The organism is Arthrobacter roseus, assembly GCF_016907875.1.
Taxonomy (GTDB): domain Bacteria; phylum Actinomycetota; class Actinomycetes; order Actinomycetales; family Micrococcaceae; genus Arthrobacter_J; species Arthrobacter_J roseus.
In genome coordinates this window covers 892,941-919,373 of record NZ_JAFBCU010000001.1, presented here as the reverse complement: position 1 = coordinate 919,373, position 26,433 = coordinate 892,941, and the positions used below count along the sequence as shown (strand labels likewise).

The 26,433-nt window shown below is 59.4% G+C and carries 22 protein-coding genes, 1 tRNA gene and 2 rRNA genes; 9 read left to right on the top strand and 16 right to left on the bottom strand.

The window, feature by feature from the left end; all coding sequences use genetic code 11:
• Nucleotides 1–9: 9 nt before the first annotated feature.
• The 3 genes from JOE65_RS04755 to JOE65_RS04745 all read right to left on the bottom strand — a co-directional run bounded on the left by JOE65_RS04755 (nt 10) and on the right by JOE65_RS04745 (nt 3,851).
• On the bottom strand, nt 10–1,497 hold the full coding sequence (locus JOE65_RS04755) for a threonine/serine exporter family protein (RefSeq protein WP_420827517.1): 1,488 nt from the start codon (nt 1,495–1,497) through the stop codon (nt 10–12).
• Nucleotides 1,498–1,699: 202 nt separating this feature from the next.
• Nucleotides 1,700–2,773, bottom strand: coding sequence for a lipid II:glycine glycyltransferase FemX (locus JOE65_RS04750; RefSeq protein ID WP_239536618.1), 1,074 nt, complete (start codon nt 2,771–2,773; stop codon nt 1,700–1,702).
• A gap of 37 nt (nt 2,774–2,810) precedes the next feature.
• Nucleotides 2,811–3,851, bottom strand: a complete 1,041-nt coding sequence (locus JOE65_RS04745) for a lipid II:glycine glycyltransferase FemX (RefSeq protein WP_205162147.1) — start codon at nt 3,849–3,851, stop codon at nt 2,811–2,813.
• Between the two features lie 159 nt (nt 3,852–4,010).
• Between JOE65_RS04745 and JOE65_RS04740 the strand changes: the two genes are divergently transcribed.
• Complete coding sequence (locus JOE65_RS04740) at nt 4,011–4,442, top strand: hypothetical protein (protein WP_205162146.1); 432 nt, start codon at nt 4,011–4,013, stop codon at nt 4,440–4,442.
• Between the two features lie 153 nt (nt 4,443–4,595).
• Entirely contained in the window at nt 4,596–5,093 is a 498-nt protein-coding gene (locus tag JOE65_RS04735; RefSeq protein WP_205162145.1) for an SRPBCC family protein, read from the top strand.
• A gap of 7 nt (nt 5,094–5,100) precedes the next feature.
• Here the strand turns inward: JOE65_RS04735 and JOE65_RS04730 are convergent, their stop codons facing one another.
• Nucleotides 5,101–5,601 (bottom strand): hypothetical protein, encoded by a 501-nt coding sequence (locus JOE65_RS04730; RefSeq protein WP_239536617.1) that lies wholly within the window; start codon nt 5,599–5,601, stop codon nt 5,101–5,103.
• Between the two features lie 44 nt (nt 5,602–5,645).
• On the opposite strand from JOE65_RS04730, the gene JOE65_RS04725 reads away from it, so the two are divergent.
• A complete protein-coding gene (locus JOE65_RS04725) occupies nt 5,646–6,068 on the top strand; it encodes a group III truncated hemoglobin (protein ID WP_205162144.1) in 423 nt (140 codons plus the stop codon).
• Here JOE65_RS04725 and JOE65_RS04720 read toward each other — a convergent pair.
• From JOE65_RS04720 to JOE65_RS04705, 4 genes are read right to left on the bottom strand one after another with little or no spacing between them, the layout of a single operon-like run.
• Nucleotides 6,065–7,015, bottom strand: coding sequence for a bile acid:sodium symporter (locus JOE65_RS04720; protein WP_205162143.1), 951 nt, complete (start codon nt 7,013–7,015; stop codon nt 6,065–6,067). The two genes, JOE65_RS04725 and JOE65_RS04720, sit on opposite strands and share 4 nt — an antisense overlap.
• A 3-nt stretch (nt 7,016–7,018) precedes the next feature.
• Nucleotides 7,019–8,986 carry a DUF6541 family protein gene (locus tag JOE65_RS04715; RefSeq protein WP_205162142.1) on the bottom strand — a complete coding sequence of 656 codons (1,968 nt, stop codon included), beginning with the start codon at nt 8,984–8,986 and terminating at the stop codon, nt 7,019–7,021.
• A gap of 36 nt (nt 8,987–9,022) precedes the next feature.
• Nucleotides 9,023–10,204 (bottom strand): type II toxin-antitoxin system HipA family toxin, encoded by a 1,182-nt coding sequence (locus JOE65_RS04710; protein ID WP_205162141.1) that lies wholly within the window; start codon nt 10,202–10,204, stop codon nt 9,023–9,025.
• Nucleotides 10,204–10,401, bottom strand: coding sequence for a helix-turn-helix transcriptional regulator (locus JOE65_RS04705; protein ID WP_205162140.1), 198 nt, complete (start codon nt 10,399–10,401; stop codon nt 10,204–10,206). Before JOE65_RS04705 ends, JOE65_RS04710 begins: the two co-directional genes overlap by 1 nt.
• 186 nt (nt 10,402–10,587) lie before the next feature.
• Between JOE65_RS04705 and JOE65_RS04700 the strand changes: the two genes are divergently transcribed.
• A complete protein-coding gene (locus JOE65_RS04700) occupies nt 10,588–11,337 on the top strand; it encodes a class I SAM-dependent methyltransferase (protein WP_205162139.1) in 750 nt (249 codons plus the stop codon).
• 125 nt (nt 11,338–11,462) lie between these two features.
• Here JOE65_RS04700 and JOE65_RS04695 read toward each other — a convergent pair.
• The 3 genes from JOE65_RS04695 to JOE65_RS04685 form a co-directional block, all read right to left on the bottom strand.
• Nucleotides 11,463–11,539, bottom strand: a tRNA-Thr gene (locus JOE65_RS04695).
• A gap of 116 nt (nt 11,540–11,655) precedes the next feature.
• On the bottom strand, nt 11,656–12,546 hold the full coding sequence (locus JOE65_RS04690) for a DsbA family protein (RefSeq protein ID WP_205162138.1): 891 nt from the start codon (nt 12,544–12,546) through the stop codon (nt 11,656–11,658).
• Between the two features lie 141 nt (nt 12,547–12,687).
• A complete protein-coding gene (locus JOE65_RS04685) occupies nt 12,688–13,749 on the bottom strand; it encodes a glycerophosphodiester phosphodiesterase family protein (RefSeq protein WP_205162137.1) in 1,062 nt (353 codons plus the stop codon).
• 147 nt (nt 13,750–13,896) lie between these two features.
• Between JOE65_RS04685 and JOE65_RS04680 the strand changes: the two genes are divergently transcribed.
• The 5 genes from JOE65_RS04680 to JOE65_RS04660 all read left to right on the top strand — a co-directional run bounded on the left by JOE65_RS04680 (nt 13,897) and on the right by JOE65_RS04660 (nt 19,812).
• Nucleotides 13,897–14,901: an aldo/keto reductase family protein gene (locus JOE65_RS04680; RefSeq protein ID WP_205162136.1), complete on the top strand. Its 1,005-nt coding sequence runs from the start codon at nt 13,897–13,899 to the stop codon at nt 14,899–14,901.
• A 90-nt stretch (nt 14,902–14,991) separates the two neighbouring features.
• A complete protein-coding gene (locus JOE65_RS04675; RefSeq protein WP_205162135.1) occupies nt 14,992–16,437 on the top strand; it encodes a trehalose-6-phosphate synthase in 1,446 nt (481 codons plus the stop codon).
• Entirely contained in the window at nt 16,430–17,224 is a 795-nt protein-coding gene (gene otsB, locus JOE65_RS04670; RefSeq protein WP_205162134.1) for a trehalose-phosphatase, read from the top strand. Before JOE65_RS04675 ends, otsB begins: the two co-directional genes overlap by 8 nt.
• Nucleotides 17,225–17,332: 108 nt before the next feature.
• The gene (locus JOE65_RS04665; protein WP_205162133.1) at nt 17,333–18,421 is read left to right on the top strand and encodes an ABC transporter ATP-binding protein; all 1,089 of its coding nucleotides are present in this window, start codon (nt 17,333–17,335) and stop codon (nt 18,419–18,421) included.
• A 38-nt stretch (nt 18,422–18,459) separates the two neighbouring features.
• Entirely contained in the window at nt 18,460–19,812 is a 1,353-nt protein-coding gene (locus tag JOE65_RS04660) for a DUF4032 domain-containing protein (protein ID WP_205162132.1), read from the top strand.
• Between the two features lie 45 nt (nt 19,813–19,857).
• On the opposite strand, the gene JOE65_RS04655 is transcribed toward JOE65_RS04660, so the two are convergent.
• The 5 genes from JOE65_RS04655 to JOE65_RS04635 all read right to left on the bottom strand — a co-directional run bounded on the left by JOE65_RS04655 (nt 19,858) and on the right by JOE65_RS04635 (nt 25,939).
• Nucleotides 19,858–20,283 (bottom strand): DUF4190 domain-containing protein, encoded by a 426-nt coding sequence (locus JOE65_RS04655; RefSeq protein WP_205162131.1) that lies wholly within the window; start codon nt 20,281–20,283, stop codon nt 19,858–19,860.
• Between the two features lie 148 nt (nt 20,284–20,431).
• Nucleotides 20,432–21,808, bottom strand: a complete 1,377-nt coding sequence (locus JOE65_RS04650; protein ID WP_205164019.1) for an FAD-binding oxidoreductase — start codon at nt 21,806–21,808, stop codon at nt 20,432–20,434.
• A 32-nt stretch (nt 21,809–21,840) separates the two neighbouring features.
• Nucleotides 21,841–22,389 carry an SRPBCC family protein gene (locus JOE65_RS04645; RefSeq protein ID WP_205162130.1) on the bottom strand — a complete coding sequence of 183 codons (549 nt, stop codon included), beginning with the start codon at nt 22,387–22,389 and terminating at the stop codon, nt 21,841–21,843.
• A 116-nt stretch (nt 22,390–22,505) separates the two neighbouring features.
• Nucleotides 22,506–22,622, bottom strand: a 5S ribosomal RNA gene (gene rrf, locus JOE65_RS04640).
• 180 nt (nt 22,623–22,802) lie between these two features.
• Nucleotides 22,803–25,939, bottom strand: a 23S ribosomal RNA gene (locus tag JOE65_RS04635).
• Between the last annotated feature and the right edge of the window lie 494 nt (nt 25,940–26,433).

Genomic DNA, 26,433 nt, shown 5'->3' with positions numbered 1-26,433 from the left:
CCCGGGCTGCTAGCGGCGTCGGTTGCTTCGACGTTCGTTGCTGCTGAGACCACGGGTGAAGGGCCTGGCCAAGTTGTCGCCAAGGACCACGCCGCCAGCAATCGCCAGAATGATAGTCAAGGCATTGAACAACCCGACGGCGCCGCTGGTCATGACTTCTGATTCCACGCTCAGGTCATACATGGAGCGGAAGATAGTCAGCCCGGGGTAGAGGAACATGACGGCTGGGACAGCGACAACCAGCTGAGGTGCACCGAGTTTCAGCGACACGATCCTGGCCAGCATTCCAATGAAAACAGCAGCTACGGCTGGTGCCAGCCGGTATCCGAAGCCCAACGTCAGCACCCAGTAGTACAGCAGGTAGCCTGCCACACCGACCAGCGACGTCGGCAGCACAAGTTTCACGTCGGTCTGTTCCGCGATACAAATCATGGCCACCGCTATGAACACCAGCACCACCACCACGGGCAGCGGATAAATGGATCCCTGCGAGACGATGACGTCCAACTGCTCTATACCCAACATGAGGCCAACCACCAGCGCGACGGCGATTCCGGCGACAATGCCAGCGAAGACAAAGAAGGCGGACAGGTACCTTCCGCCGGCGGTGACGGGGAAACCGTTGATCGCGTCCTGGGTAGCTGAGACAAGACGTCCAGTTGGCAAGAGGAGAAGTATCCCGGCGGAGACCACCAGTGCAGGCTCGATGTCCACTTTCAGCCACCAGAACCCCATGGCGGTGAACGTCACAAGCGCCGCTGACGTCGCAACAGCGAAGAACTCGGGAACACGCCATTTGCCCAGCGTTCGGGAGACGAGATCCACCGCCATGCAGATCCCAAAGCCTATGAGTGAGCCCAGCAGGCCTCCGCCGATGAACGCGACGATCGCTGCGGCGAAGATACCGAACGCGGCCGTCACCATCCAACGAGCGAAGGGTTTGGTGCGTGTGGTGATCTCTTTCAGTCTTTCGGAGGCCTCGACACGTGTGAGCCCACCATCGATGATGTCCGTCACCAACTGGTGAATTTGGGTGAGGCCAGCATAGTTATTGGTCCACGACCGGACGACGCGCAGGACCGACGTCGGCGTGTGCTCCTTGGGCGAGTAATTCAACACCACGGACTGATTGGTGATGTCGACTTCGATGTTTTCGAGGCCGAACGCCGTGGTCACCGCGATAATGCTTGTCTCTACTTCCAGGGCACCCGCGCCGTACCGGAACATGGTTTCGGCTAGGCCAAGGGCGAAGTCCAGAGTTTTACGAGCGCTGGCATCAGGCCCATTGCGTGCGATCAAGGGGTTTGAGTACGGGCTTCCGGCGAGTCGCTCAACGATACTCATCGCCTGGGTTGGCGGAGATTCACCCTGGACGAGTTTGCGCAGCATCCTTCGCGACGCCAGCTGAGACTTGTCCGGCTTGACCGTGTGCGGGGTGGTAGGCAGTGCGTCCGTGGGCAATGGGCGCACCGTCTTGCCCGACTTTGCCTGTTTCAGCGGCTTGGACTGTTTGCGTACCGGTTTCCGCTGCTCAGCTGGCCGTGGCTCGGGCTTCTGAACCCTGGACGGCGCCGGCACACGCGGAATGAGGCCTGCCTTGGGCTGACTGTCCGTGGCAGGGCGTTCCTGATCGTTGTCTGTTTCGTTGTTCACAGGATCACCTCTTCCGGTTGGCCAGCCTTTCGACGGCCCGTGTCTGTCAGTAAAACGGTTGCTGGTATTTACGCCAGTAGAGTTGTCGTGTAATTCGCTCGCCCACGGTATTCCACAAACGGTACTTCACTGGACTGAGCACCAAGTCATAGCAGCCCGCGAAGTCCGTCACAGTCTTGGTGAAGCTCGTCTTGAACAAACCCATGCCGTGATGGGGGTGTGATTTGTCTTTCACATCGTCTGCCGGAGGCGTGCCACAGAAGTCGTACTCTGTGATGCCTTCGGCCTTGAGCTGGTTGATCGCTGTCCATTGGAGCAGGTGCGAATCGCCGTACTGGTTCCGGTTGGGTACGGACCCACCATCCTTGTAGGTTCCCTTGTTTCCGTACTTGACGACGAACGCTCCCACCGAAGGCTTTCCGTCCTCGTAGACGAACAGGAATCGGCCAAGACCGGCAGAAAGGAACTTCTCCCAGAAACTCTTGTAGTACTCATAAGGCCTGGGGATGGCAGAGAGTTTGCCCTGCTGCGCGGTGCAGATCATGGAGTACATCGATTGGAAGGTTTCTTCGTTGCCGTGCACGTTCCGTACTTCAACACCTTCACGGATGGCCCGGCGGATAGCATTGCGGCCACGTGAATGCAGGGTACGCAGCAACGGGTTCTCGTCCAGACTCACGTCCAGGATGGCTGTGCTGTCGTTGACCTGAATGTTGTAAGACTTCACCAGCCCCCTGGCTGTCCACTGTTCGCGAACACCAACCGAGTCGACGACGTCGGGTTCTATTTTGATGGCGAAGACCCTGAGCCGGTCACGGCGGACCAGTCCAGCTACCGCTTCCACCATGTCCGGGATGTCCTCACCGAAGGCTGTGTCTGGGCCCTTGATCATGTACCAGAGCTTCCCGAGACCGGGAAAGCTCTTCTCCAGTACGGGGTTATAGGAAACTACCCCTTCGCCCTCGATGACCAGGTGAATGGGCGTCCATCCCTGCTCCTGCTTCACCTCAAGGAACGGCTGTGACTGCATCATGTTGCCGCCATTGGGATTGGCAATGACGTGCTCGTCCCAGGCGGCGATCTCCTGGGCCGAGGCGTGACGTGCTTCGAAACGAGCCAAGGCGGGCCCCCATCAGTCAGTGGTGGTGAACGGTGGTCTAGAAGTAGATTCGGTGGCGGATTCGGTGGGAGAGGGACAACGCCGCCCGTTGACCGATCCGCTGCCAGAACATGTAAGGAATTTTCCGGACGGGCTGATCAACGGTACCGATGTAGGACACGATGTCGTTGGAGAAGCCGGATTTGAACTGCCCGAGCCCATAGCTGGGATGGTCTTTATCTTCCATCGCTTCTGGCGGCGGGGTGGCGTGGAGGTCGTAGCTGGTGACGCCCTGTGACTTCAGGTGCTTCATGACTTCCCACTGCAGTAGGTACGGAGCCCCTGAGTTGCCGACAGCCTTCGAGCTGGCGCCGTCCTTATAGAGGCCCTTGGTACCAAAGTGGGTGACGAAGATGCCGGCGACGGGTTCACCATCCTTGATGGCGAAGTGGAAAGACCCGCGGCCTTGCTGCGCTGCCGAGCCCCAGAAGTGCTCGTAGTAGGCGTAGTCACGCAGGTAAAAGCCCCCGCGTTCAGCCGTCTCTTTGTAGAGCGCGTACATCAGCTGCATGGTTTCGGCTGTCGCTGGACGCGTCTCTGCGGTGATGCCTTGCTTCTCTGCTTTGCGGACGGACCGCCTACCGCGCTGGCGAAAGCTTGCGAAAATATCCTCTTCACTCGGTGTGAGATCCACGATGATGGTGTGCACGTTCGGTTGAATGGGCTTCACAGCGACGAACGACGCCGGCAGAGCCGTGTCCGCGGGAACTTCCGGTTCCATGGTGAACAGGAAGATGTCCTTGTGCCTTCGTGCGTAGTCGGCATTGGCTCCCTCGATGTCCTTCAAGAGACCGCCGTCGGGCGTTCCCGGCCCCTTTGGTGAATACCAGAGCTGGCCCAGGCCATAAACCTTCTTGACGAGGAACAGGGCGTAGATGCTGTGCTCGGCCTCGTAGACCATGTAGCGCGGGACCCATCCGTTGGCCCGTTTCTGCTGGGCAAAGAAAGTGCTCTGGAGCAGGTCCCCGCCGTCAGGGTTGGTGAGGATGTGGCGGTCCCACTGCTGGGCTTCCTGGAGTGTTGCTGAACGGAGTTTCATCGCATTTGAGCATACCAGCGGGCTCTGTGAAGTCGCTGGTATGAGCGGTCGACGGTTCACGTACGAGATGGCGTGATCATTTAATCATCAGTAGGCTGACTGGCAAGGGTTGGCTGCGTGGTCAGCCCCGTTCAATTCCTTCCACGAAAGGGTGCAGCGATGACTGAACAGAACCTCCCCGATGAAGAGCTGACAGTGGTGGGCGAAGACCCCCTGATTCCCGACGAAGGTGTGGACGCCGTGGAACCAGGGACGCTGGATGGCAATCTCGAGGCGGCTCCGGACCAGTATCCGGAAGCTGCGGAGAACAATCCAGATCACTGGGATGAGGATCCCCTGATCCAAGGTGAGCAAACCTCAGATGGCGGCCTACCGGAGTCGGACCAGGAGCTACGGGACGAAACCGAAGAAGAACGCTACCGCGATGGCGAAGAGCAGGTGCCACCGGAAGAGCCGACGATCGGAGAGGCAGCGCAGGATGTGGATTTCCCGCAGTCCGGCGATCCAGACGCGGCCGACGCTAGTGATGACCCGGCGAACCTTGGTGGATCGCCGCTCAGCGACTTTGACCCGGAGAACAGCGACCGTTAGACGGATCTGCCGCGTGTGTCCGCCTCAGTCCATCGCGCCCCGCCTGTCGTTCCGCGTCTGTCGTGCAGGTTATGGGCCGCTTTCCGATTGCACAGCCCCTGATTTGCACGACAGAGGGGCGCAGACCTCTACTGGGCGGTAACGTTGGCGCACATGGACCGAATTTTGGCTGTCTCAGACAGCGTTGTTATCGCGGTGGACCCCGCATCCGTCTATGCAGCAGTCAGTGATGTGACGCGCATGGGCGAATGGAGTTCTGAGAACACGGGTGCGACCGTCACTGGCGGGCGCACCGGGGCCCAAGTGGGCCTTGAGTTCGAGGGCACCAATAAGCGCGGAGGAGTCGGCTGGGTGACCCGTTGCACAGTGACGGTTGCTGATCCCGGCGAGCGCTTTGCTTTCCGGGTCGAGGCGATTGGCGTGCGGGTTCCGCGGATCCGCGGCCGGGTTGCTTCGTGGGATTACCTCTTTGAGGCAGCCGACGGCGGCACACTGGTCACGGAAACGTGGACTGACAACCGGCGCTGGCCACGGTTGCTCGTCCGGGCTTTCGACTGGGCTGCGACCGGAGGCAGTACCTTCGCGGAGTTTCAGAAGGGCAACATCCGGCGCACTTTGAAGAAGCTGAAGACCGTGATGGAAGCGGGATAGGGCCGCTCTACCCGGCGCGGACGTGAGCGAGGGTCAGGCCGATCGGGATGCTGACCAGAATCACCACCAGCAGGATCCGGTACAGCCAGAGCGCCCATGCGGGGCCCTCCCCCTTGCCGCGGACGGTACGAATCATAATGGCCAGCGCGATGACGAGCAGCAGTCCTCCGCCGTCGACCACGTAGGGGTTGCGGATGAGCGTTCCGCCGATAACCGCTGCGCTGCCAACATTCCAGGTGAGCAGTTCGGCTGCAACAACGCGCGACGACGGTGGTGCGGGCGCCAGTGCGCGCTGGGCGGTGCCAAACGCGTTCTGCGCTACACCGGCTACGAGCACCTGATAGGCCGCCGCCCAGGATCCGTGGGCCAACTGTAGTGGACTGGTGACGGCGGCCACGAGACCGCCGGCAATGACCCATGCTGTTCCGAGGATGCGGAAGGGGTTTGTCCCCCATACGCGTTCGGGGGCTCGTGGAGGTGTTTCTGCGGGAAGCGGCGCTGTGCTCATGTCATCCAACGTACACCTTTTCTACGAACTGTAGAATGACTGGTATGGATACCGCCCTGCATGATCTCAAGGATCGCGACGACGTCTATGAGCTGGTCAGCGAGTTCTATCGGAGGGCTTTCGCGGACCCACTCTTAGGCCCTGTTTTCATTGACGTGGCTCGGATGGATCTGGCCAAACACATGCCGATCATGTGTGATTTCTGGGAAACCGTACTCTTCCGTGCGGGTCTGTATAAACGCAATGCTCTGCAGCAGCACCTGGACCTAAACGAAAAGACGCCGCTGGGGGCCGAACACTTCAACCGTTGGCTCAGCCTCTGGACCACGAATGTCGACGAGCACTGGTCGGGACCAAAAGCGGAGTTGGCCAAGATTCAAGCTCAGCGTATTGCCCAGTCCATCCACCGCCGGTTACAGGGGCGTTCGGGGAGCGATTTTGAAACGATCGGCCATCGCCGCGACTAACGGGCCCTACTTCGGGAGACCAGCCGCGGGATCAACCTCACGAAGATGACCATGGCTATGAGTTCCACGATGGTCTGCGTGACGACCACCAGTGGCACCAGGCTCAGCGACTCCGGAAGCGCAAGAGCCAGCGGCAGCACCACGAGGGAGTTGCGCGTTGCTCCGCTGAAGACGACTGACGTCGCGCTGGCGGCGTTCAGGCCAGCTATCCGCGATGCCCATAACCCGAGCGGAACCATCAGCACTAGAAAAGCGATGTAGACCGGGACAACGCGCGTCAGCGATCCAATCTGCGCACCGATGTCTGCTATCTGGGAACCGACGACGGCGGCCAGTGTGAGCATCATGAGAGGGACCATGAGGCCTTGTATGAACGACATGATGGTCCGCCCTGTGCCTGCTCTGCGCGCCCACCGCTGCGTTACAGCAGCCAGTGCCAAGGGAACGATGATCAGAAAAACGAGTGCTTCGATGAACGGTTTCGGCTCGATCGATGTCACAAGATTCGGTCCCATGGACATCAGCAAATACACCGGTAGGAGGACCATCTGGGTCAGCATGAGGATCGGAGCTGCCGCCAACAGCCGGTCAGTGGCTCCACCGGCCAGTCCGGAGAAGACGATTACGTAGTCAATACACGGCGTCAGCAGCACCAGCAGCACGCCCGTCAGGAGCGCAACGTCATCGGCGACAAAGCGGGATAGACCGAACACGACGGCAGGCACCATGAGGAAGTTCAGCACCAGTATGGCTGCCATGAAACGTCCGTCGTGAATGGCGGCGCCGATCTTCACGAAGGGAACACCGAGGAACGTTGCGTAAAGCAGCAGTCCCAGAGCGGGGGTGATCACGTTTGCCAGTGGGCCCTGTGCTCCGGGCACAAACCACCCTATGACTCCTCCGGCAGCGATGGCCGTGAAATACAGGGCGATCTGGTGACGCTCCACCGCCTAGTCGCAGTCCTTCAGCCGGTACAGCTTCGCGTGTCCTTCAGCAGCGATGAGCTCAAACGCCCCCGATTCGGCCGCGCCGTCAATCCCAGGATAAGCACGGGCCCCCTCATTTTCGGAGGCAGAGATGAGGTCATCGCCAAAGTCCAGCAGATGGGTCACACCTACCCGCTGAGCTGCGTCGCAAACGCGGGAGGAGGTCCCGACGTCGTCGAGTCGTTTACTCAACAGCGTGCGGTCCGCACCCATCGCGGTCATGGTCATGTACGGATACAGGACGTCGCGGTCTGCGAGCGCGACGGCCAGCGCGGAGCCGTTCCACGGGTTGTTTGCCAGCACCGCGTCTTCGGGGGCTAGTTCGTCCAGCCGAACCAGTAGCGCAAGTTCGTCGGTGTCCAGCTGCTTGGATTCATCGGGTGTCGTGGGGATCGTGAACGCCATGGCGGTGCGCGCGTTGAGTTGCCACAGCGGTGGACTGGCCGCCGCGACGACGACGGCGGCGGCCATAGCCATGAACGGCGCGTTGTTCTTCAACACGGCCCAACCGGATTTGCGGTGGGCTGCGTTGACGAGCCATTCGATCCCGACAGCGGCGAGGGGGACGCCGATGACGGGCATGATCGACGCCAACCGGTCTGGGTTGCCGTACCAGGGAGAGATGAGTGCGTTGCCCACTGAGTTAGCGGATCCGATCGCCAGCCCATAAACGATGACCACCATGACCCATGTGACGGTGAGCCACCCCCTACCGTCGCGTTTGCCGAGCAGGATGAGCCCGCCGAGCACCAGCGCTGTGAGGACAATGGCTGGCGTCCACGCAGGCACTGGGAAGTTCGCTGCCGCACGCCAGAGTGCCTCGATGAACGGCATGGTCTGCGGATTCGCCCAGGTTGCCAATGCTTGAATCGTGGGGTTCGTGAAGAACAGGACTGAGCCGACAGCTGCGATCACAAGAGCCAGGAGGATCCGGCGTCGACCGTTGCTGTTGGATACGTCGAAACCGGCGCGAAGCCAGCGCACCAACAGAATCAGCAGCAGCGGAGTCAAGAGAAACGCGATGGAGAAGATGCCGTTGGGTTGCGAGAGCACCTGCGAGGGAAGGTAAAGGACCAGCAGCAACCAGGCGGCGACAGGGGGCAGTGGACTTTCGCGGCCCTGTTTGAGGATCACCAGGGTCAGCGCGACGCCGATGGGCAGCAGCGACGTTGACAGCCCGTTGGGATAGACCGTGCCGTACTGAAGGAGCAGTAAGGGGAACGCGGCGAAGGCTGCGCTCAGGACCCCGGCTGCCGCAAGGACAACGGGGCGCGCACCGACCAGAATGCGGGTGAGGAAGACGGCGCTGAGCGGCCAGACGACGGCGGCTCCCGCCAACCACATCACGTTGGTTGCCACGGGGATGCTGATGCCGGTGAGCTGAATGAGGAGGCTGACGAGGCCCTGCCAGACAGCGGGGTAGAACGCTGGCGCACCAGCGTCGGGCCGTGTGAATTCGTTGACGAACCACGACGACGCGTTCCCCTCCTCGAGAATGTAGCGGACGGAGTTCAGGTGGAAGACGGTGTCGTAGTTCTGCGTAAACTGCTCGGGATTGTCGATGGCGAGCAGGAACCGTGCCGTGATCGCCACGGCCGCAACCGTCACTCCTGCGAGAGCCCACTTCAGGGGGCCCGCCTCTACCTTGGTACTCGCGACGGCGTTGGCCAGGACCGGCGCCAGCCGTCGCAGGACCAGTAGCGCTATGAGCACTACGGCCAGCCCGACGGCGACCACCAGCCAGCTCCATCGCAGACCGATCAGGGGCCCGACGACGGCGCTGACGCCCACGATCGAAATCGACATCGCCGGGGTGAGCGCCACCGCCGTGAGGCCGCGGACCCGCAGGACGACCATGACAGCTGTGCCTGGAATGACCAGAATTGCCAATGCCACCAGTAACGCGGGGATGGCTTGGTACGCGGAGGTCATGAGGTGATCCTATCGATCTCCGGGCTGGAGGTTTGCCTACCCATCGAGCTGCGCCCGGCGGTGCCGGAGTTCTCGCTGCGCCCCATTCAACGGTGAGCCTTCAAACGGAAGCGATGAAAGGTCCACGAATCCAGCGGCCTTCATGGCAAGCCTGTTGGCGCTTCGTGCTGCCTTTTGCGGTAGGCCAATGGCGTCCGCGAATTCGGCCCAGTGACGCGCGCGGATCCTGTTTGTACGGCCTGCCACGGGCAACGCCATGGTTTCGTCCCTATAGAGCAAGGTACAGGGAATGTCGTAAACGGGGGAAACAGTGAAATTGCCCAACTTGTCCGCTAGGACCGAGACATTCTTTGCGTGCAAGTCTCCATTGCCCGTCAACCAGGCAAACACGAACTGCAGGTATAAGTTCCGCACCGCCACGGGTTTGGCTCTCACAAGGGACACGAGAGATGCGACTACTTTTTCGGCGTCGACGGAATACTTCGCTGCAGGCAACAGGTCCATGGCCTGCGCGGCATCCTCCATGCTCAGGCTCTGCCACCTGTCGCCGTCATTCACGCGATCGAACCGTTCGATCAGGAGCCCCGGGAGTCTATTTCGGTCTCGAACTACAGCTGCGTTCGCTACCGGAATCTTCAATGATCTGGCCGCCTCCAAATGGAGTGCCTCATTGAGCACGAGGTGGGGGTGGTTTGGAGGGTCGAGCTTGAGGATAGAACGCAGCCCGCGGCCCGCCAAGGGAGTGGTCAACATTGTTGCGCTCGCCTTGGACTGGACGCCGGGTATGGCATGACGGTCTGGGACGTTAGCCAGAGTCGCAAAGTCGAGGTCGGACGGACCAGTGGCAGCAAGTGCGTCCTGAGGATTCGGCGTCTGGCCCGCAGGTACAACCTGCACATCCCCTGGCGTATCGGCGCCTACAGCCAAAAGCAGGGTCAGTTCATCGTCCATGCTCGTCTTGGTCGCTCGGCGCAATACCGTCAGGCGATGCCCCTCGGGCAGCAACCCAACGAAGAACGTCGGCAGCCCGACGCCGGACCAGTGGATTGTTTCGTCGATCGGCAGAGTCGAAGCCACTGGAGCACCCTCATAGTCGGGCGAGTATCGGAATTCGACGGCCCCGGTGGACGTACGCTGTAGTTTGCCTGCTATCTGTCCAGCTTTGTAAACGTCTGCGGCTGCCACAAACCGCAAGTCCTCAAGACTTTTTGAGGACATCAGCTGACCACCAGCCGAAGCCCTACTGCGTTAGCGGCGGTAACTACAGAAGTGAAGCTCGGGCCGCCTGCAGCCTTCTCGATATCGCGAATAGTTCGATCGGAGAGGCCTACCAACTCTGCCAACTGCGTCTGGGTCAGTCCCAGATTCCTTCGAGCATCGCGGATGGCATGACCAACCACAGCCGCATCTTCCATGCGATCCCCCTGAGCAGAAGTATTTTTCCGATTACCGATCCTTACGCGTTCAATTGTGCGGCACTATGGCCTATTCGGCAAGATCATTCCGAAAAGAGCTTATCTGACTGAAGAATAGGCGCACCACACTACTTTCGGAACCATTGTGCTGATTCTGCGCTGCCCAGCCGTTGCTAGCCTGAGGGTATGCGAAATGCTGAGTTCAACAACCCGAGACTGACCGAGGTCTACGACGTCGAGTGCTTGTGGGGACGTGATGACGAGTTTTTCTTGGCATTCGCCAATAAGACCCCGGGATCACGGGTTCTCGATCTTGGCTGTGGCACCGGCCGGGTAACGCTGGCGCTCGCTGCCGCGGGGCATGTCGTCACGGGTGTTGATCCAGCGCGTGCGTCCCTGGACAGAGCCCAGACCAAGGCCGGCTCAGAGAAGGTCACGTGGGTTGAGGGTGTTGCCTCAGATCTTTCTGACTCCGCTTTCGATACGGCTGTTATGTCAGCCCATGTTGCCCAGTTCCTCAGTGACGACGAGTTCGGGGATACGTTCAGCGATGTGGCACGCGCCCTTGTCCTGGGCGGGCGCTTGATCTTTGATTCTCGCGATCCCAGCTACCGGGCTTGGGAGGGTTGGAATCCTGTCGACTCTCGACATCAGGTGACGCTGGACGACGGCGACACGGTTGATATCTGGACGGAGGTGACGGCTATCGAGGGAGACCGTGTTGACTTCACGCACCACTACACGTGGCCCGACGGCGAAGAGTTGGTCAGCGATGCGTCCCTTTACTTCAGGTCCGCGAAGACCATCCACCGACTCCTCGTTGGAGCTGGGTTCGATGTTGAGCGAGTTTACGGTGGCTGGGCCGGGCAACCCGTGGGCGACGGCAAAGATGACGGCGACGGCGAATTCGTGGTTACGGCTTATACATTTGGTTAGTCGCGAAGACGTCCACCGGAATCTCAATACTGTTTTCAGGCTCGGCGGATTGGTAACGGTTAGCGCGACGAAAAGAAAACTCGACGTTTCGTTTTTCACGAAACGTCGAGTCAGATGTTCTTTGCTGGAGCCTCCTGCCGGATTCGAACCGGCGACCCCCTGTTTACAAGACAGGTGCTCTGGCCAACTGAGCTAAGGAGGCGTGGCGGCAGATAAACTGCAGCCGCTGACGGCGTTGGAGCGCGTATCAGCTAGACAAGATTAGCGTAATGGGGCCGGGCAGGAAAACTGACCGGCCCCATTCACGCGAAAATCAATCTACTTCTTGGGCTTTTCGCCACTGATCGCGGCGTCGGCGTAGGCCTGGAAGTCGCCGTCTTCCTGCGAGTTGTACTTCACACCCTGAACATAGACTCCGGGGGTTCCGCCAACTCCGTAAACATTGAACACACCATTTGCGTAGTTCACGTACGGGCGGTAGGTGTCCTCCTTCATGCAGTCTTCTATGGCCGAGGTGTCCACGCCTACGTCTTCAGCGATGGAACGGAGCGTGTCATTATCCAGACCAGCACCGCCTTCCTCCGGCTGCTTTTCAAACAGTGCAGCGACGTAATCTTTGAACTTCTCCGGTTGCGAATCCAGCACGCACATTGCTGCGTTGGCAGACCGTGATGAGTAATTGGTGCTGGACACACGGTCCAGGAAGTTCACAACACGGTATTCAACTGTTGCTTTGCCGCTGTCAACAAGCTCCGTCAGGTAGTCCTCGTACGCCAGCTCGAACTGCTTACAGGCGGGACATCCAAGGTCCACGTAAATAACGATCTGTGCTGGCTCGCCGTCCGGCGCAGCCTCGATTCCGGGGGGAAGCGCACCTTCCTCAATATCACCCTGCGCGGGCAGGCTGGTCAGATCCACCGTGACATCGGGGGTTTCCGCGAAACCGTCTTTGATCAGAGTCACGCCACCGTGCTCATTGCCGTACTGAGGCGCAGGGCCGGCATCAGGCACTTCAGCTTTCATGCTGTTGACCACAACCAGGGCCACAACGACGATGATCGCGACAACCGCCAACACCACACCCCAGATGGTGAGCGTCTTGGTGCGCTTTTCCTTCTTCTGCTGACCTTCGCGGATCTGGCGTGCCCGCTCGCGTGCAGCGGAATTGCGCTCAGCCTTACTGGGCGTGTTGGAGTTCTGCGGAGTCATAAGTCCTCATGTGAGTCTGTTGAATCATGGGCATGCACGGGCGATCCTGCCGCCCGAACCAAGTTTAGGTGATCCCAGACAACATACCGCCCCTCGTGCAACGCATGAGGGGGCGCAACAGTTTCCAGTTACTATAAAGACCTATCTCAACGCGTACGCCTTCGGTAGCTTCAGCCCCCGCATGTCCATGACTTCACGCAGCGTTGTGGGGTAATCAGTGATGATCCCGTCCACCCCCATATCCATGAGCCGTTCCATCTCCGACGCGTCGTTGACAGTCCAGGGGACCACCGGCAGACCTAATGAATGTGCCTCAGCGATCATTTGCGGCGTTACCGACTTCCACGTCGGCGAGACGGCGTCGTACCCCAGAGCTCTCGCGGCGAGAGCCAGCGAACCGTCGTAGTCGTCAATATCGGCTCCGCCCAGGTGCTCGGTGACCCCCGGCTGGCCAACGCCCAACCACTTGTCGCCACTGGACAACGCCACGAGCGACAGCCCGGGCATTTCTTGCTGGGCCAGGTTCAAGGACGCCCAGTCAAAACTCTGCAGCGTCGTCCTGCGTCCCTGGCCCGATGACCGGATTTCCTCCAGCACACGCAACGTCAGCACTTCCATCTCCGCCTGACCTTCGGGCCCGTGAACCTCCACCTTGGTCTCCACATTAAACCGAACCTTCTTCGCCTTGTACTGCCCGGCCAAGCTGTACACATCCGCAAGTTCGGCAATACGGTTCCCCTCAATATTGTCCTGTTCGGGGAAGCCCGGCAGCTGCTGGTATCCGCAGTCCATCGTCTGGATCTGCGCCAGCGTCAACTCGCGCACACGGTCACCTGCGTACGGAAATTCAGGGTCGCCGTCGAACGCTGGAGCAGTATCGGCGCACTTGGCTGGCGTCAGCACGTCGTCGTGCCACACCACAACTTTCCCGTCCTGCGTGAGGTGCGTGTCGAGCTCCAGGGTGCTCACCCCCAGCTCCAAAGAGTTCGCAAACGCGGCAAGTGACTCTTCAGTCCACTCACCCCGCCCGCCACGGTGGGACTGCAGATCGAAGCTGCCGTTGCGTTCGTTGGCTTGCAGAGGCGACGACGTCGCGTCCGACACGATTTCATTGGTGGGGGCAGCGGTGGCGGCGGGTACGACGGCGGCGCTGAGCGTAGCCGTGAGAGCGACGGCGAGGGCCGCAGCGGGGAACTTGGACATAACTATTCTCCTTGGAGGCGATGGATCAGTGGTCCGGTAATTTCCGACCGTAGGCGTGGAAGGGAACGTCGAGTAGTGGCTCAGGTGACTTCCCGGTGAACACTCGGACCTGTACGCCACCCCGAAAGCAGGGCTAGCATCGGAGTCATGGAATTCAGGTATCTAGGTAATAGCGGGCTCAAGGTTTCGGAGATCATTTACGGCAACTGGTTGACGCACGGTTCCCAGGTGGAGAACGACGTCGCCACCCAGTGTGTGCGAGCGGCGTTGGATGTGGGGATCACCACGTTCGACACAGCTGACACGTACGCCAATACGGTTGCTGAGAAAGTTCTGGGCGACGCTCTGAAGGACGAGCGCCGCGAATCGCTGGAAATTTTCACGAAGGTCTACTTCCCGACCGGCCCCAAAGGCCCTAATGACACCGGGCTATCGCGCAAACACATTCTGGAGTCCATCAACGGCTCGCTCCGCCGCCTCGGCACTGACTATGTGGACCTGTACCAGGCCCATCGCTACGACCATGAGACACCGCTGGAAGAAACCATGCAGGCGTTCGCCGACGTCGTCCGTCAGGGCAAGGCACTCTACATTGGGGTGAGCGAGTGGGATGCAGAACAACTGCGCGCCGGTCACGCCCTGGCGAAGGATCTGGGCATCCAACTCATTTCCAACCAGCCGCAGTACTCCATGCTCTGGCGGGTCATTGAGGATCAGGTTGTTCCGGCATCGGAAGAGTTGGGCATTTCGCAGATCGTGTGGTCCCCAGTGGCCCAGGGCGCATTGACCGGCAAGTACAAGCCCGGTCAGGAGCCCGAGGCCGGTAGCCGTGCCACGGACACCAGCGGTGGTGCCGACATGATCAAGCAGTGGATGTCCGACGACGTCCTCACCGGCGTGCAGAAGCTCCAGCCGGTCGCGGATGGGCTCGGCATTACAATGGCGCAGCTCGCTATCGCTTGGGTGCTGCAGAACCAGAACGTCGCAGCGGCCATCATGGGGGCGTCGAAGCCGGAGCAGGTTGAGTCCAACGTCAAGGCATCCGGTGTGAAACTCGACGGCGAGGCCATGAGCAAGATCGACGAGGCCATCGGCTCCCTCGCTGAACGGGACCCTTCGAAGACAACCTCCCCGAAACAGCGGCTCGTGTAGCAACTGGCCATCGGGGTTCGGGGCCGGACAGAACACTTCCACAAGGGCTAAAGTCGAACTAAGGTATGTCAGACACCCCAAGGGAGCACAGTGAGTCCAGCAGAGAGCACACAACCCGAGTTTGGCGAGTTCGAGTTCATTGTTGTGTCCAACCGGCTTCCGGTGGATCGTGTAACGGACGACGACGGCTCTACGGGTTGGCGCCGCTCTCCCGGCGGCCTGGTCACGGCGTTGGCGCCCGTCATGGAGAAGGCCGAAGGCGCCTGGGTAGGTTGGCATGGTGCCGCTGACGAGCAATTGGAGCCGTTCCGTAAGGACGGCATGCAGTTGGTCCCGGTGGAGTTGTCCCAGCGCGAGGTGGAGTACTACTACGAGGGTTTCTCCAACGCTACGCTCTGGCCGCTTTATCATGACGTGATCGCGCCGCCGGAGTTCCACCGCCACTGGTGGGACTCCTACCGGCGCGTCAATGAACGGTTCGCGGCGACCGCCGCAAAGATCGCGTCCAAGGGAGCCACGGTGTGGGTGCAGGACTACCAACTGCAGTTGGTGCCCAAGCTCCTACGCGAAACACGGCCTGACCTCACGATCGGGTTCTTCAACCACATCCCTTTCCCTCCGGTCGAGATCTTCGCGCAACTTCCATGGCGACGTCAGGTTCTGGAGGGCCTGCTCGGTGCTGATCTGGTGGGTTTCCAACGGACCGGAGATACCAGCAACTTCCTCCGGTGCGTCCGCCGGTATGTGGGTCATCCCATCAAAGCCCAGCAGGTGGACGTCCAGGACAAGGAATGGCGCACCCTGTACTTCTCCCGTGCCGAGGCGTTCCCCATTTCCATCGATGTCAAGCGCATCGCGGACCTGGCGGAGCACGAGGATGTCCGAGAGCGCGCACGGGAGATCCGGCGGGAGCTCGGTGACCCGAAGGTCGTGGTTCTCGGGGTTGACCGGCTCGATTACACCAAGGGAATCGGGCACAGGCTCAAGGCCTATGGTGAGCTCCTCGAAGACGGCCGAATCAGAGTGGAGAATTCGTCCTTGATCCAGGTGGCCAGTCCCAGCCGTGAGCGCGTGGAACAGTACCGGATTCTCCGCGAGGAGGTAGAAGGTGCTGTTGGCCATATCAGCGGCATGTTCGACACCATGCGCAATACGGCTATCCGCTACCTGCATCACAGTTATCCGGTGGAGGAAATGGTAGCCCTCTACCTGGCGGCGGACGTCATGTTGGTCACCGCCCTCCGGGATGGAATGAACCTCGTGGCCAAGGAATACGTGGCAGCGCGCACCAATAATCAGGGAGCACTGGTCCTCAGCGAATTCACGGGCGCCGCAGACCAGTTGCGGCAGGCAGTATTGGTCAACCCACACGACATCGACGGCCTCAAGGAAGCCATTTGCGAGGCCATTCAAATGGACCCGCAGGAGGCCAACCGACGGATGAAACTCATGCGCAAGCAGGTGCTGCAGAACGACGTCGAGCGATGGTCCGCGGATTTCTTGAACGCCCTGCAGTCCAAGGAAGACCATGTCTGATTCTGTCCCGAGCATTCCTGCGGATTTGCGCGTTGCACTGGGCGAACTTGCGGAGACGCACACGCTGCTGGTTGCCCTGGACTTTGACGGCGTGCTGGCGCCATTGGTGGATCACGCAGCGGATTCGCGCCCACTGCCAGGTTCCGCGGCCGCGGTGAAACTGTTGGCCAACATGCCGCGGACAACGACAGCGTACATTTCCGGGCGAGCGCTCGGCAGCCTCCGCGAAGTTGCCTCACCGGAGGCTGAGACTCTGTTGATCGGCAGCCACGGAGCCGAGACCTGGACGGGGCCGGACGCCGCTCCACTGACACTTGAACCGGAGCAGACTCGGGCGCTGGAAGAAGCTACGATCGTCATCGAATCCGTCGCCTCCGCACATGAAGGAACATCTGCAGAATACAAACCGGCTGGCGTCGTCCTTCATACACGGCTTGCTTCACCTGAGGCTGCTGAGGCGGCCACCGGCGATGCTCGTGCAAGGCTGGGGCATATCTCTGGCCTGCACCTCGGCGATGGCAAGTCCGTTCTGGAAGTGTCCGTGATCAAAGCAGACAAGGGGCAGGGACTGGGGCGGCTGAGGAACCTGACTGGCGCGACGGCGGCCCTGTTCGCGGGCGACGATGTGACAGACGAATTCGCATTCCGCGCCCTCGGCCAGAAGGACGTCGGCATCAAGGTCGGCCCTGGTGATACTGCGGCACGCTTCCGCGTGGAGTCACCCCACGCGTTCACGCTCGTTCTGGAAGAGCTGGTCCGTCTGCGCGCAGACGCTACGGGGCGCTGAGTTGCGTGCCATACTTCTGTGTAGTGACGTGAGACACGCCATTACTAACTAAATACTTCCATTCACTACGGATCGTCGGGCACGTACCTGCCCGTGAAGGGACATAAATTGGCTACGGTAACGTATGACAATGCCACCAGGCACTACCCTGGAACAGAAAAACCGGCTGTTGACGGTCTCAACCTGGAGATAGCCGACGGCGAATTCCTGGTTCTTGTAGGCCCCTCCGGTTGTGGAAAATCCACGTCGCTGCGCATGCTTGCAGGGCTGGAGGACGTCAACTCCGGTCGTATCCTGATCGGCGAGCGCGATGTCACGGACGTCGCTCCGAAAGACCGAGACATCGCCATGGTTTTCCAGAACTACGCGCTCTACCCGCATATGTCCGTTGCGGAGAACATGGGCTTTGCTCTGAAAATCGCGGGGAAGTCCAAGGAGGAGCGTGCACAGCGGGTCCAGGTAGCGGCCAAGCTGCTGGATCTTGAGGACTACCTGGACCGTAAGCCCATGGCGCTCTCGGGCGGCCAGCGCCAACGAGTCGCCATGGGCCGTGCGATTGTCCGGAATCCTCAGGTGTTTCTCATGGATGAGCCACTATCCAACCTTGACGCCAAGTTGCGTGTTCAAACGCGTACTCAGATAGCCTCCCTCACCCGCCGGCTGGGCGTCACCACCGTCTACGTCACGCACGATCAGGTTGAGGCGATGACCATGGGAGACCGCGTCGCAGTTCTGAAAGACGGTGTGCTGCAGCAGGTTGATACTCCCAGGAATCTTTACGACCGTCCACAGAATATCTTCGTCGCGGGTTTCATCGGTTCTCCCGCCATGAATCTGCTGGAACTGCCAGTAGCCGACGACGGCGTCCAGTTTGGTGGACTGACTTATCCTGTGCGGCAGGAGGTGCTCGATACCAAGACGGGGCAGACGGTCACACTGGGGGTGCGCCCGGAGGATCTGGAAACGGTGCCTGAAGGCGAAGGTCTGCTGGTGGAGGTCGACGTCGTTGAGGAACTCGGCGCTGATGCTTACATCTACGGACACACCAATGTCAACGGGACCGATATTGAGATCACCGCCCGCGTAGACGGACGACGTCCCCCCGCACCGGGCGATGCCATGTACGTTCGTCCACGTTCTGGCCATGTGCATCTCTTCGACTCATCAAGCGGTCATCGGCTGGCGGACGAAGCTTAGAACACCGTCCCCGCACATCGAAGGAGCAGGAGGGCGCCATGACTGGACACGACGCCAATTGGACGGACGAGCCCACTGACTACGATCAGCCGGGCAAACTCCGCCGGTCTCGTGAGAAACCGGGTGGCAATACCTTGGGTTCGCTGGGTTCGCTCAACATCACGGCAGCCAGTACAGACGCCGCCTTACTGGAGCTTCCGTGGGACATCGCGTTGGAGGAGTGGCCAGCGGAGTCTCTGGCCGCCCTCCCCCGCGGGATTTCCCGGCATATTGTGCGCTTTGCCCACCTGAGCGGGGCCGTCATCGCCATCAAAGAAACAGGCGAGCACATTGCTCGGCACGAATATCACATGCTGCGCAAACTTCAGCGGTTGGACATCCCATGTGTGGAACCAGTGGCCGTCATCACCGGGAGAAAAACGCCCACTGGCGATGATCTGGACCCGGTACTGGTGACTCGGCATCTGAAGTTCTCGCTGCCGTACCGAGCCGTATTTTCTCAGGTACTCCGACGAACAACTCTGACCCGCCTCATCGATGCCCAAGCCCTACTGCTGGTGCGGCTGCACCTCATCGGCTTCTACTGGGGGGACGTTTCCCTCTCGAACACGCTATTCCGTCGGGATGCGGGCGCTTTCGCCGCGTACCTGGTCGATGCTGAAACGGGCGAGCTCTACCCGGAGTTGTCCAGGGGGCAGCGTGAATACGATCTCGAGATAGCCCGCGTCAACATTGCCGGAGAGCTCATGGATCTGCTCGAGGGCGGCCTGATCGAGGAGAACGTGGACCCCGTGGCCACCAGCGAGCTGATTATGGACAGTTACCGGGGTCTCTGGGAAGAACTAACAAGAAAGGAGTCCTTTGACCCAGAAGCGCGTTGGCGTATAGCCGAGCGGATCCGCCGTCTCAACGAACTCGGGTTCGACGTCGAAGAATACTCGATCGAGACAACTGCAGACGGCTCACAGCTGCAGCTCCAACCAAAAGTGGTCGACGCCGGCCACCATTCCCGGCGCCTCATGCAGCTCACAGGACTGGATGCACAAGAGAATCAGGCACGCAGGCTACTGGCCGATCTTGACTCCTACCGGCATGACACCATGCCGCAGGTCGACGAGGCCATCGGTGCCCATTCGTGGCTCAGCCACATCTTCGAACCCATAGTCCGCTCCATTCCGCGCGATCTGGCCGGGAAACTCGAACCTGCGGAAGTGGTCCACCAGATACTGGAACACCGCTGGTATATCTCTGAGCAGCAGAACCGCAATGTGCCGCTGGCAGAAACGGTCCAGTCCTACATGGACTCGGTTCTCCGGCACAGGCGTGACGAGGCCGCGATCATGCTGAACCCGGATACGACGACCCTGAAGATTCTCGAAAGTGGAGGTTAAAAAACAGCGGCCGCATCCGAAAGGATGCGGCCGGCGTCGGTGACGCTACTGCTGGTAAGGCGAGCAATCGACCTGCTGGCCCTGGTACTCCTGAACACCGGGACCGGCTGTCTGACAGAACTCGACCAGCCCGGCGATCTCCCCTGCAGCCAAGACGCCGATGATAATCGCTATGATCCCGGTGATCACGCCGATGGCGCCAATGATGATACCGGCAAGCGCCAAACCATTACCCATGCCAGCCTTCTTGGACTTACGCATGGCAACGATGCTCACGATGAGGCCGACAATCGAGATCGGCCAGATGATGGAGCAGACGAGGCCAACGATCCCGAGGGTCTTGCCTGGATTCTCCTGGGGCGTCCCCGGACCAGCGTAGTTACCATTCTGCTCTGAGGGGTAGGCCTGGCCTGCCCCGTATGCCGGCTGATTGCCCTGCTGGCCGTACTGGCCGGGAGTGTTCTCAGACATGTCTGTCGTTCCCCGTTTCATGTTAGGAAGAGTGTGCCGCTAACGCGACGATGACTTCTGCCAGTCTAACGTGAACGTCGTGAGGTTCGGCACTGTTTCACGGGTAGAACTCCCCATGCTCTCGGGGCATTAGGCTACGAAGGCTCCTCTAATTATCCAAAGGAACCCCGACTTTTAGGACGTCGCCAGCAGGAGGTATTGCTTTACCCGGATTGAGGATATTTAGCGGATCAAAGATCTGCTTGATGCTGCGCTGTAGTGCCAGCACCTCTTCCTGTTGCTCCCAGGCCAACCAGCGCAGTTTGTACTGCCCCACGCCGTGCTCACCCGTGATGGTTCCTCCGCAATCGAGGGCAGCACGGACCGATTCATCCAGTGCCGCATCTAGGCGGGCCATTCCCGCAACCCCCTCATCGGTGCTGATCCAAAAGGTGGGGTGAAGGTTTCCATCCCCAGCATGGGCTACAACTTTCAGGCGCACCTTGTGCGCTAGGGCCATGGCCTGCAGCTTCCCCACATACTCAACGAGCCGAGATCGCGGAACGGCGACGTCCTCTCCGACCCGGTATTCGTCGTCTACCTCATCGCCCCTGCTATGCCTACGTAAGTCCATCAGACGGGCGGCTTCATCGGCGCCCTCGTCGGACACCGTCCCACCGAGCCCGGTCAGAACGCCGCGCACGACGTCGGCTTCCGCCTGAGCACCGAACCCGTCCGTCTGGATCAGTAGTAGCGCACCTCCCCGCTTGGACAGGTCCGACCCATGGATCCTGTCAAGAACTTCCAGAGTTGCGCCGTCCAGGAATTCCATGATTGAAGGCTGTACCCGTGCGGCCCCTACGGCGTGGACGCCAGCAGCCGCCGATGCCAGATCAGGGAAGAAAGCCGCAATGGTCCGAGTATCCGCAGGCAGGTAGCGCAGCCTCACAGTCACTCCCACCACGATGCCGAGAGTCCCCTCGGAGCCCACCATCAATCCTGTCAGGTCGTAGCCCGCAACACCCTTGAATGTTTGATGCCCGGTACGAATGAGCGATCCATCGGCTAGAACCACGTCCAGGCCCAGCACTGAGTCCCGCGTTACCCCGTACTTGGCGCAGCGAAGTCCGCCCGCGTTCGTCGCCACGTTACCGCCGATGGTGGATCTCCGGTAACTGGCAGGATCGGGTGCATACATCAGTCCGTGTGGGGCGACGGCTGCGTTCAGGTCACCATTGATAACCCCTGGCTCAACAACGGCGACCTCGTCCTGCACCCTGATGTCCAGAATTCGGTTCATACGCTCCAGGCTGAGAACAATGCAGTTGCTGGTGGCGTGTGCTCCGCCGGAAACCCCTGTGCCTGCGCCACGGGAAACAACCGCAAGTCGGTGATGGTTTGCCCACCGCATGACGGCTTGGACTTCCTTGATGCTCTCAGGCCAGACGACGACCGCCGGCTGTACCAGATCAGTAACCGGTCCCTGATCGCGGGCATAGGGCGCGACTGCGTCCGGCTCCGTGGATAGTTTGACCGCTGGCGCCATTCGTGTCAGCTCAGAGAGCACAGTTTCCGAAATCAATGTTTCCCCCCGGATGGGTCGCTGCCCATGAACCGAGCGTAAGAGGATAGTGCACTTGACCACCCGTTGAATGCCTTAGCTTGCTTTTCCCCTTCTGGGCCTGATCCCCAGTCGTCGTGGACCACCGTGACCTTGGTTCCCACGGCGCTACCGTCGAGCGAGTTGTCGTCAAAAGTTACCCGTACACGCGACGGGGATGACTTGTCCCAGCCCAGAGTCCACGACAGTTCAATCTCGCGTTGCTGATCGGTCCTTACGACGCATGCCCATTCGTGCTCGTCACCGGCGTCATTTTCCTCGCCCATGGAAGTTTCGGTCAGCTCAGCGTGTGTGGGGGCACCAAAGTGGGTATTCTCAGCCGGCCACCAGAGGTGAACGTTGTCTGTGAAGCCCTCCCAGGCTCGTTCGCGGGCTGCGGGCACGACCACCATGGCGGTAGTTGCCTCAGGTGCTCCAGTGGCTGCATCGTCCGCGGCTGTTCCGCGCATGGCATTGGTGGCATTCCGGATCCTGTCCGGCTCTGCGTGTGAGAAAAGATCGCTCATGGTACACACTTTACCCGTGCATGGGGCAGTGGGTTTGAGGAGGGACCGTGGCTCGTTGGGGTGTTAAGTGGGTCAGGCCCCGCACCGAGTGGTGTGGGGCCTGAGCCTTAGTATGTGTCCGGCGGTGACCTACTCTCCCACACCCTCCCGGGTGCAGTACCATCGGCGCTGCGGGTCTTAGCTTCCGGGTTCGGAATGGGACCGGGCGTTTCCCCCGCGCTATGACCGCCGTAACTCTTTTTCCTAACCCTCAAACCATACCGTCCCGATCGTCTCAGGAGGTGTGGTGGGTGGAAGTATATGGTTACAACTTCGTTTTATGTTGTTGTAAGTGTTCCCTGGTTTGTTGGTTGGGAACCACATGGTGGACGCGTAGCACTTTGATCTAGCCATCACCTGTTAAAGGTGATGGTGTGGTGTAAGTTATCGGCTTATTAGTACCGGTCAGCTTCACAGGTCTTTAGTCCCTGCTTCCACATCCGGCCTATCAACCCAGTGGTCTAGCTGGGAGCCTCTCACACACAAGGTGTATGGAAATCTCATCTCGAAGCAGGCTTCCCGCTTAGATGCTTTCAGCGGTTATCCTTCCCGAACGTAGCTAATCAGCGGTGCACTTGGCAGTACAACTGACACACCAGAGGTTCGTCCGTCCCGGTCCTCTCGTACTAAGGACAGCCCTTCTCAAATTTCCTACGCGCGCAGCGGATAGGGACCGAACTGTCTCACGACGTTCTAAACCCAGCTCGCGTGCCGCTTTAATGGGCGAACAGCCCAACCCTTGGGACCTACTCCAGCCCCAGGATGCGACGAGCCGACATCGAGGTGCCAAACCATGCCGTCGATATGAACTCTTGGGCAAGATCAGCCTGTTATCCCCGAGGTACCTTTTATCCGTTGAGCGACGGCCATTCCACAATGTGCCGCCGGATCACTAGTCCCGACTTTCGTCCCTGCTCGAGCTGTCGCTCTCACAGTCAAGCTCCCTTGTGCACTTACACTCGATACCTGATTGCCAACCAGGCTGAGGGAACCTTTGGGCGCCTCCGTTACTCTTTAGGAGGCAACCGCCCCAGTTAAACTACCCATCAGGCACTGTCCCTGACCCGGATTACGGGCCGAAGTTAGATGTCCAGAGTGACCAGAGTGGTATTTCAACGATGACTCCACCCGAACTAGCGTCCGGGTTTCAACGTCTCCCACCTATCCTACACAAGCCACACCGAACACCAATACCAAACTATAGTAAAGGTCTCGGGGTCTTTCCGTCCTGCTGCGCGTAACGAGCATCTTTACTCGTACTGCAATTTCGCCGAGCTTATGGTTGAGACAGCGGGGAAGTCGTTACTCCATTCGTGCAGGTCGGAACTTACCCGACAAGGAATTTCGCTACCTTAGGATGGTTATAGTTACCACCGCCGTTTACTGGGGCTTGAATTCCCAGCTTCGCTCACAAGTGAGCTAACCGGTCCTCTTAACCTTCCAGCACCGGGCAGGAGTCAGTCCGTATACATCGTCTTGCGACTTCGCACGGACCTGTGTTTTTAGTAAACAGTCGCTTCCCCCTGGTCTCTGCGGCCCCGATCCGCTCCGGTAAGCAAGTTACCTTCACAGTTGGGGCCCCCCTTCTCCCGAAGTTACGGGGGCATTTTGCCGAGTTCCTTAACCATAATTCTCTCGATCGCCTTAGTATTCTCTACCTGATCACCTGTGTCGGTTTGGGGTACGGGCGGCTAAAACCTCACGTCGATGCTTTTCTTGGCAGCATAGGATCACCAGATTCCCCCCTACGGGGGTCCCGTCAGATCTCAGGAGCGTGATTGAACACACGCGGACGGATTTACCTATCCGCGACCCTACATCCTTAGACCGGGACTACCATCGCCCGGCCTGGCTACCTTCCTGCGTCACACCTGTTAATACGCTTACCTCCCCGGATCAGGTCCCACGCTCCCTACATACACGGGCCCCGAAGGGCACTGGCACATAGATTGGATGGTTAGTATCACCAGTTTAGTATGGACGGTTTTTCGCCGGTACGGGAATATCAACCCGTTGTCCATCGACTACGCCTGTCGGCCTCGCCTTAGGTCCCGACTTACCCAGGGCAGATTAGCTTGACCCTGGAACCCTTGATCATTCGGCGGACGGGTTTCTCACCCGTCTTTCGCTACTCATGCCTGCATTCTCACTCGTGTAGGCTCCACCACTGGTTTCCACCGCAGCTTCACCGCCCACACGACGCTCCCCTACCCATCCAAACGCCTGAACCACGAAGGCTTGGCTAATATTTGAATGCCACAACTTCGGCGGTGTACTTGAGCCCCGCTACATTGTCGGCGCGGAATCACTTGACCAGTGAGCTATTACGCACTCTTTCAAGGATGGCTGCTTCTAAGCCAACCTCCTGGTTGTCTTCGCAACTCCACATCCTTTCCCACTTAGCACACGCTTAGGGGCCTTAGTTGGTGGTCTGGGCTGTTTCCCTCTCGACTATGAAGCTTATCCCCCACAGTCTCACTGCTGCGCTCTCACTTACCGGCATTCGGAGTTTGGCTGACGTCAGTAACCTTGTAGGGCCCATCAGTCATCCAGTAGCTCTACCTCCGGTAAGAAACACGCAACGCTGCACCTAAATGCATTTCGGGGAGAACCAGCTATCACGAAGTTTGATTGGCCTTTCACCCCTACCCACAGCTCATCCCCTCCATTTTCAACTGAAGTGGGTTCGGTCCTCCACGCGCTCTTACACGCGCTTCAACCTGGCCATGGGTAGATCACTTCGCTTCGGGTCTAGATCACGCCACTAAACTCGCCCTATTCAGACTCGCTTTCGCTACGGCTTCCCCACACGGGTTAACCTCGCGACGTAACACTAACTCGCAGGCTCATTCTTCAAAAGGCACGCCATCACAGGAACTAGCCCGCTCTGACGGTTTGTAGGCACACGGTTTCAGGTACTATTTCACTCCCCTCCCGGGGTACTTTTCACCTTTCCCTCACGGTACTGGTCCGCTATCGGTCATCAGGTAGTATTTAGGCTTACCAGGTGGTCCTGGCAGATTCGCACGGGATTTCTCGGGCCCCGTGCTACTTGGGATACTCTCCAAGCGGCAGCACGCATTACGATTACCGGACTCTCACCGTCTATGGTCGGGCATTCCAACCCATTCACCTCTACGCCTGCACTCACTTCACCAATCCGGCAGAACTGGTATGGAAAGTCCCACAACCCCAGTGATGCAACGCCCGCCGGCTATCACACACCACTGGTTTAGCCTGTTCCGCGTTCGCTCGCCACTACTAACGGAATCACTATTGTTTTCTCTTCCTGCGGGTACTGAGATGTTTCACTTCCCCGCGTTCCCTCCACGCACCCTATGTGTTCAGATGCGGGTCACCCGGTCCATCGCTGGCCGGGCGGGGTTTCCCCATTCGGACATCCTGGGATCAAAGTCCGGTTATCGACTCCCCCAGGCTTATCGCAGATTCCTACGTCCTTCTTCGGCTCCTGATGCCAAGGCATCCACCGTGTGCCCTTATAAACTTGACCACTAAGATCAAAACAGCTACTCGAGAGAACCAAATCAACCATGCCCCAAAGGACATGACAAAACCAGGTTCTTCTTAGAAATTGCTTCTTTTACAAGATGCTCGCGTCCACTATGTAGTTCTCAAACAACAACCCCAAACCCCACCAACAAACACATCACACAGACATGCCTACCAGTCAAGGACAGGAACAAACAGAAACAACACCCACCAACCAATGAACCCCACACCCAAAAGATGCGAAACCACCAACCAATGAACCTGTTGCCTCAAAACCCAATAGCGTGCCAAACGCATACGCCCCACCGAACGAATCCACAGCTTTCCACAACTCCCTCAAAGGAAGCCCGTACTCACCACAACCCGAACACTACGACGCGACTATCTGTTGATATTCCACCCTTGAGCACCCACCAGGAAACAAACGTCCCTGCAATGAGTAACCTCACAACCACCTGACCACCACCAGTTGGCGATGCGATGTATTGCAAATGC

What these genes read in the sequence shown, in the direction of transcription:
- JOE65_RS04745 (WP_205162147.1), bottom strand. Translation starts at nt 3,851, where the DNA reads ATGAAACTCCGTTCAGCAACACTCCAGGAAGCCCAGCAGTGGGACCGC.
- JOE65_RS04740 (WP_205162146.1), top strand. Translation starts at nt 4,011, where the DNA reads ATGACTGAACAGAACCTCCCCGATGAAGAGCTGACAGTGGTGGGCGAA.
- JOE65_RS04735 (WP_205162145.1), top strand. Translation starts at nt 4,596, where the DNA reads ATGGACCGAATTTTGGCTGTCTCAGACAGCGTTGTTATCGCGGTGGAC.
- JOE65_RS04730 (WP_239536617.1), bottom strand. Translation starts at nt 5,601, where the DNA reads ATGAGCACAGCGCCGCTTCCCGCAGAAACACCTCCACGAGCCCCCGAA.
- JOE65_RS04725 (WP_205162144.1), top strand. Translation starts at nt 5,646, where the DNA reads ATGGATACCGCCCTGCATGATCTCAAGGATCGCGACGACGTCTATGAG.
- JOE65_RS04715 (WP_205162142.1), bottom strand. Translation starts at nt 8,986, where the DNA reads ATGACCTCCGCGTACCAAGCCATCCCCGCGTTACTGGTGGCATTGGCA.
- JOE65_RS04710 (WP_205162141.1), bottom strand. Translation starts at nt 10,204, where the DNA reads ATGTCCTCAAAAAGTCTTGAGGACTTGCGGTTTGTGGCAGCCGCAGAC.
- JOE65_RS04705 (WP_205162140.1), bottom strand. Translation starts at nt 10,401, where the DNA reads ATGGAAGATGCGGCTGTGGTTGGTCATGCCATCCGCGATGCTCGAAGG.
- JOE65_RS04700 (WP_205162139.1), top strand. Translation starts at nt 10,588, where the DNA reads ATGCGAAATGCTGAGTTCAACAACCCGAGACTGACCGAGGTCTACGAC.
- JOE65_RS04690 (WP_205162138.1), bottom strand. Translation starts at nt 12,546, where the DNA reads ATGACTCCGCAGAACTCCAACACGCCCAGTAAGGCTGAGCGCAATTCC.
- JOE65_RS04685 (WP_205162137.1), bottom strand. Translation starts at nt 13,749, where the DNA reads ATGTCCAAGTTCCCCGCTGCGGCCCTCGCCGTCGCTCTCACGGCTACG.
- JOE65_RS04680 (WP_205162136.1), top strand. Translation starts at nt 13,897, where the DNA reads ATGGAATTCAGGTATCTAGGTAATAGCGGGCTCAAGGTTTCGGAGATC.
- otsB (WP_205162134.1), top strand. Translation starts at nt 16,430, where the DNA reads ATGTCTGATTCTGTCCCGAGCATTCCTGCGGATTTGCGCGTTGCACTG.
- JOE65_RS04660 (WP_205162132.1), top strand. Translation starts at nt 18,460, where the DNA reads ATGACTGGACACGACGCCAATTGGACGGACGAGCCCACTGACTACGAT.
- JOE65_RS04655 (WP_205162131.1), bottom strand. Translation starts at nt 20,283, where the DNA reads ATGTCTGAGAACACTCCCGGCCAGTACGGCCAGCAGGGCAATCAGCCG.
- JOE65_RS04650 (WP_205164019.1), bottom strand. Translation starts at nt 21,808, where the DNA reads ATGGCGCCAGCGGTCAAACTATCCACGGAGCCGGACGCAGTCGCGCCC.
- JOE65_RS04645 (WP_205162130.1), bottom strand. Translation starts at nt 22,389, where the DNA reads ATGAGCGATCTTTTCTCACACGCAGAGCCGGACAGGATCCGGAATGCC.